Origin of the sequence: Imperialibacter sp. EC-SDR9, assembly GCF_902498805.1 — a bacterium.
GTDB lineage: Bacteria > Bacteroidota > Bacteroidia > Cytophagales > Cyclobacteriaceae > Imperialibacter.
The window spans coordinates 113,335-119,334 of record NZ_LR701587.1 but is presented as its reverse complement, the minus strand read 5'-3'; the positions used below and the strand labels follow the sequence as shown (position 1 = coordinate 119,334).

Genomic DNA, 6,000 nt, shown 5'->3' with positions numbered 1-6,000 from the left:
TTGAGATGATCTGCGAGAATAAGTTTAGATTTACCATGGGAGGTGTAGTCTTTTGTTGTGCAACTCAAAGCTAACTTTGAGATACTTAATTCACACCTCCCTACTCTATTCGTTTAGGACGCTATTGGTATGAGACTTACAAAAGGAGCACTGATTGCATTGGTAGTTCTGTTTACTTGCCACTGGGAGAGCTCCTGCCAAAAAATACAAATCGACCATGTTGTCACTGTTGTTGCCGACCTCGATCAGGCTACCAGCCGATATACCCAGCTTGGGTTCACTGTCAAGCAGGGGCGATTGCATGCCAACGGGCTTATCAATGCACATGTAAAGTTAGTGAATAAGACATCACTCGAACTGATGTCAGTCAGAGGCGAGCCCACCGACCGCATGGCGAGGGACTACCAGACACTTTTGCAAGAGGGAGAAGGCGGGGTATACCTGGCTGTATCCGGAGTTCGAACTGAGGAGATGGAACAGATGCTCTCTGGCTTGAACATAGCCTTTGAAACGTCGAAAGGGCGAAGTTGGGACTACATCACCTTTCCGCAGGAGCCCGAGTTAGTCCATTTCTTTTTTATTGCCTACCACCGAACCATGAGCGATCCGGGGGAAACCACTACTCATAAAAATGAGTCAGACCGCATCACAGCCGCCTGCATAGAGGGCAGCGAAAGAGTTTCTTATTTTCTGAAAGGTATTGGACTACAGTCGGCTGGGAGAGAGAAGGATGAGCTGTTTGGTAGTGCAGAAAGGTTCTTCACTGCGTCTGGGGATATCATTGTCGTTCCAAAAAAAGAGTCAGCGAAAAGGCCAAGACTGAAAGCAGTAAGTTTTGGGAAACCCGATGACAAAGAAAGCGTGAGGATAGCTTTTTAAAGGGGTGGGGCAAATAAGTTTAGGCTCTGACACATTCACCAAACTAAGTCCGCAACTTAATTACATTTCCGTACCTTCGTGATTCCAAATGGCGAAAACAAAACAATGGCATTAAAAGAAGAGCTTAGAACCCAGGGTGACTTCCTATTCAAACACAGAAGTTACCTGCCGCTGGTCATCATCGTGGTCGGTATTTATGTGTATGTGCAAAACGTTTTGAATAGCACCATTACCGACTCGCAGCAAGATGACCTGTTCAAGCTAGGCTGCTTTCTGGTATGCGTGTTGGGTTTGGTGATCCGCATGGTGGCCATTGGCTACTCTGCCGACAATACTTCTGGTCGCAATACCACAGTGGGGCAAGTAGCTGATTCTGTCAATTCTACAGGATTATATGCCACAGTACGCCACCCATTGTATGTAGGTAACTTCTTCATGTGGCTGGGCATCGCCGGCTTCACTCAGGAGCCATGGTTCATCGTCGCTTTTGTTTTTATGTACTGGGTGTATTATGAAAGAATCATGTATGCAGAGGAGATGTTTTTGATCGATACATACGGAAAAGAATACGTCGACTGGGCTGCAAAAACGCCTGCTTTCATCCCGGCCTTTAGTAAGTGGATCAAACCCAAATACACCTTTAGCTGGAGAAAAATAATCCGCCAGGAAAAGGCCGGCATTTTGAATATGTTCCTCGTCGTCTTTGCCTTCGAAGTGATCGGAGCATCGGTGGCCAACAAGGAGTTTTCGCTGGGGAATGTATACTGGATGTATGGCTTCGCCGCCAGCGTGGCGTGGTATATCATTATTAAGACAATTCAAAAAACCACCCAGGTGCTGTCTTACGACAGATAGTCGCAGATTTTTTTGGGTTGGGACAACAGTTCAAAAGGGAATTACCCGGCCAATGAGCAATATACCGTCTTCCATGCTTCGGCCTGAAACCGCTTGCTTTTCTCTGTTTGATGGCGAAAAATCCGTCTCAGGCGGCAACCTCACTGGAAAGATTGTCGTTTCACTACATTTTTAATCCCGGTTAAGTCCATTTTTTAAACCGACGCAGATCCATGAACCAACAGCTACAGTACGACCTGAACAATACCAGGCGATTGCTCACCCAAGCCCTGGAAGAAGGACTCTCTTATCTTCAAAGCATCAACGCCACTTCCACATCAGCAGCCAAAGCAACGACCGACTTTGCTCCTTTGCCAACCGACGGAGCTGGCGGAAGTGACGCTTTAAACGAATTTCGCAGACGCTTCAAAGACCTCATGGTCGCCTCAGCTGGCCCACGCTACTGGGGCTTTGTAACAGGTGGTACCACTCCTGCGGCTATCATGGGAGATATGCTTGCCACCATTTTTGATCAGAATACCCAAACCGTCAAAGGCCATGGCGACCTCTCCGGCATCGTAGAGTTCGAAACTATTGACATGCTGAAAGAGCTCTTCGGCCTTCCCGGTGATTTCCTTGGCGGCTTTGTTACCGGCGCTACCATGTCGAATTTCACGTGCCTGGGTGTTGCACGTCAGTGGATCGGCAAGCAAAAAGGATTAGATATTGCCAAAAAAGGCGTTTCTTCCACCTTCCCCATTTTGTCAGCAGTGCCCCACTCCTCCTCCATCAAAGCGCTGTCTATGCTTGGCCTTGGAAGCAGCAATATCCAAATCGTGAAGACGATTGATGCTACGAGGGAAGCAATTGACATGACAGCACTGGAAAAGAAAATCCAATCGCTCAACGGCGAACCATTTATCCTGATCTCCAGCGGCGGCACAGTAAACACAGTCGACTACGATGACGCTCAGGCCATCGCCGACCTCAAAGAAAAGTACAACTTCTGGTGGCATATCGATGCCGCTTTCGGTGGATTTGCAGCCATTTCCCCAACTTATGCTCACCTGTTGGCTGGTTGGGAGCACGCCGACAGCATCACCATTGATGGTCATAAATGGTTGAACGTGCCTTACGAAAGTGCCTTCTTTTTTGTCAAAGAAAAACACAGGCTACTTCAGGTGGAAACCTACCAAAATTCCAATGCACCTTACCTTGGCGACCCGTTGGCAAACTTCAACTTCCTTAACTTTCTACCGGAAAACTCCCGGAGATTCAAAGCGCTACCAGCATGGTTTACACTGAAGGCCTACGGAAAGGATGGCTATCGTGAAATAGTGGAACGCAACATCGCACAGGCCGGGCAGTTGGGCGCATTCATCAACCAAAGCGATTATTTTGAGCTCCTGGCACCAGTTCGACTCAATACTGTCTGCTTTACCTTGAAAGGTGGTGATTCAATCCAGGTGCAAGCCTTCCTTGACAGGCTCAATGACAGTGGCAAGGTGTTCATGACGCCTACCTTTTTCAATGGAAGAAAAGGAATCAGAGCTGCCCTGGTCAACTGGCGAACCACTGAAGAAGATGTGAAGATCGTGCAAAAAGAGATGATGAGGGCTGCTGGCCAATAATCGCCATGCGCTGACAAATAGCGCTTTCGCCTGACGCATTCGACCCTTGACAATGCCGCTTTTACACCCTGAACCTGTGTGGCACCTTTGCTACATTTGTCATGCAGCAAATCATAAAATGCCATGGAGTTTATTGACATCCCGAATGACATAAAGGTTTTTGGACATCAGGTACTCACCTTTCCCAACGGCGTTGGGGAAGCTTTCGATACCATTGTCGAAAGAGTTGAGGGCGGGTTTAGTCGGCCTTTTTACGGGCTTGCCAGGATGGAAGGAAATAGTGTCATCTACATGGCAGCCGCCATTGAAAAGTTCCCTGAAGAGGGTAAGCAGCTGGGTTACGAAGAATATGTCATACAAAAAGGGAAATACGCAGCCATTACTGTCACCGACTGGCATTCGAAACTGAGTTCTCTGCCTGGCATTTTTAGTGAGTTAATGAAAATGGAAGGGCTTGACCCCGAGCATTGGGCAGTAGAGTGGTACAAAGACGACGATGAAATGGTCTGCATGCTGAGAATGAAAGGCGACGTGCCCGACTAATGACCTCAGTGCCTAAAAAAGCATTCACAGATGTATTCCAGGCAATAGTTTGTTAACTTATTAATAGAAAAGGCATTTGGCATATTTCTAACCCACTATGACATGTTGAAAGATTCAAAAGCATTCACTGGTTTTTCGGTAAGCAACCTTTCGCAGGCAAAGGACTTTTATTCAGGAAAGCTTGGCTTACAAGTGGAGGAACTATCTATGGGTTTGCTCCAGCTCGACCTCAGTGGTGGCAGCAAAGTAATCATTTACCCGAAACCCAACCATGAGCCTGCCACCTTTACCGTGCTCAACTTCCCAATTAAGGACATAGAGACTACAGTTGACTGGCTGACAGGCAAAGGGGTTGTTTTTGAACAGTACGACGAGCCTATTAAGACAGATGAAAAGGGAATTTGCCGTAATCCCCATGGCCCTGCCATCGCCTGGTTCAAGGATCCGGCCGGCAATATTTTGTCTATCCTTGAAGAGATGTAGATGGTAGAAGTGTTCAAAACTACTGTCGACAATCACGTCCAGGCGTTCAGGTTGCTGGAAGCGATCCACCGTGCGTTCCCTGGCTTTAGTGCAAATTTTGACCTCGGCGACTGCGACCGCATCCTCAGAGTGGAGAGTCACGGCAGTCAGGTAAACGTCTGCGCCGTTATTCATCTGATAATAAGCCACGGTTGCTTCGCTGAAGTTCTGAACGATGAGCTAAAACCAGTTGACGTGAACCCATACTTTCAAAAGGCATAAAGAGAATATATTCTCTCAGTCATTAGAGCACCACATATACTAAAACTATCACTTTATGAAATCCGCAGATACCTACCTCAACTTTAATGGCAACTGTGCCGAAGCTTTCGATTTTTACAAAACTGTCTTCGGAGGCGACTTCACCAGCCAAATGAAATACAGCGACATGCCGTCAGAAGCCCCAAAAGGAGCCGAACAAAGCAAAAGAATGATGCATATTGCTCTTCCGATAAGCAAAACCAGCCGCCTGATGGGTTGCGACATACCGGAGAATTTCGGTGAAATGTCGGGCAACAATTTCCACATCTATCTTGACACGGAAAACAAGTCTGAGGCCGACAAACTATTTGCCGCACTCTCGGCCGGAGGCAAAGTATCCATGCCAATGGCCGCCACATTCTGGGGAAGCTATTTCGGCATGACTACAGACAAATTTGGTATTCAGTGGATGATTGGCTTTGAAACAAGCCCGCAGTAAAATATTCAAAAACTATGTCTAAACTTTCCGAAGCCGAACAGGTAGCCGCCTACATAGCAGCCCTGGATCATCCGTTGAAACCTCAAGTGGAAACATTACGCACAATCATCAAGAGTGCTGGCCCTCTTTCGGAGCGTATCAAGTGGAATGCGCCCAGCTACTACTACAAGGAAGACTTTGTCACCTTCAACCTGCACGACAAAAAGGCCATCAGACTCATTTTTCATCATCCCTCCATTGTCGCCGTCAAGTCTGACATCCTCGAAGGTGACTGGAAAGATCGGAGAATTGTATACATCAAAAATGCCGAAGAAGCTTCGTCAAAGAAGGCTGAACTTGAGCGAATCATTAAAGACTGGTTACAGATAGTCGGTGGATGACAGATACGCCTGGTGACATTTGGCAATTGGCACAAAAAAAGCCCACGTTGGCACATGGGCGGCATATTGAAGATTCTATTTCTAGCTTTTATTGTTTTTTACCACTTGTTTGCTCGAGCTGTGATGGTCATGATGTGCCTTTTTGTGGTTAAACGACCGGGCATGTCCTACGTCATCCCATGAACCACTCCCTCTATGAGCCATACAGGAAGAAAGTGAACTAATAACAAAAATCGCTAAAATGCTGAGTAACAAAACTGCTCTGCTTCTGGATCTACTCTTATAAGCTCTCATGGTGATAAATTTTAAGTTGTGTGCTATTGGATATAATTAAACTATAGGATAAAACTACGGATTGTAACGCATCACAAAATGTCAATTTTGCGTGAGTCATTACACATGACATACTAAAGCTGCTTTACCCATTATATATAACAAAATGCCGGCGCACTTGTGTCTGAAAAAAGGAACTGTGGTTTTGAAGTAAACCACCAATAATTACACTCAGAGC

8 protein-coding genes are annotated in these 6,000 nt (G+C 46.5%); all 8 read left to right on the top strand.

Going from position 1 to position 6,000, the window contains the following annotated elements; translation table 11 throughout:
- Positions 1-129: 129 nt before the first annotated feature.
- Entirely contained in the window at positions 130-879 is a 750-nt protein-coding gene (locus GC130_RS15720) for a VOC family protein (RefSeq protein WP_151999284.1), read from the top strand.
- 105 nt (positions 880-984) lie between these two features.
- The gene (locus GC130_RS15715; protein WP_151999283.1) at positions 985-1,734 is read left to right on the top strand and encodes an isoprenylcysteine carboxylmethyltransferase family protein; all 750 of its coding nucleotides are present in this window, start codon (positions 985-987) and stop codon (positions 1,732-1,734) included.
- A 212-nt stretch (positions 1,735-1,946) separates the two neighbouring features.
- Positions 1,947-3,344, top strand: a complete 1,398-nt coding sequence (locus GC130_RS15710) for a pyridoxal-dependent decarboxylase (RefSeq protein WP_151999282.1) — start codon at positions 1,947-1,949, stop codon at positions 3,342-3,344.
- 123 nt (positions 3,345-3,467) lie between these two features.
- The gene (locus GC130_RS15705; RefSeq protein WP_151999281.1) at positions 3,468-3,887 is read left to right on the top strand and encodes a hypothetical protein; all 420 of its coding nucleotides are present in this window, start codon (positions 3,468-3,470) and stop codon (positions 3,885-3,887) included.
- 102 nt (positions 3,888-3,989) lie between these two features.
- Complete coding sequence (locus GC130_RS15700) at positions 3,990-4,370, top strand: VOC family protein (RefSeq protein ID WP_151999280.1); 381 nt, start codon at positions 3,990-3,992, stop codon at positions 4,368-4,370.
- Positions 4,371-4,631 (top strand): hypothetical protein, encoded by a 261-nt coding sequence (locus GC130_RS15695; RefSeq protein ID WP_151999279.1) that lies wholly within the window; start codon positions 4,371-4,373, stop codon positions 4,629-4,631. It abuts the gene before it with no gap.
- Positions 4,632-4,686: 55 nt separating this feature from the next.
- A complete protein-coding gene (locus tag GC130_RS15690; protein ID WP_151999278.1) occupies positions 4,687-5,109 on the top strand; it encodes a VOC family protein in 423 nt (140 codons plus the stop codon).
- A 14-nt stretch (positions 5,110-5,123) separates the two neighbouring features.
- The gene (locus GC130_RS15685; protein ID WP_151999277.1) at positions 5,124-5,489 is read left to right on the top strand and encodes a DUF1801 domain-containing protein; all 366 of its coding nucleotides are present in this window, start codon (positions 5,124-5,126) and stop codon (positions 5,487-5,489) included.
- The last annotated feature ends 511 nt before the right edge of the window (positions 5,490-6,000 follow it).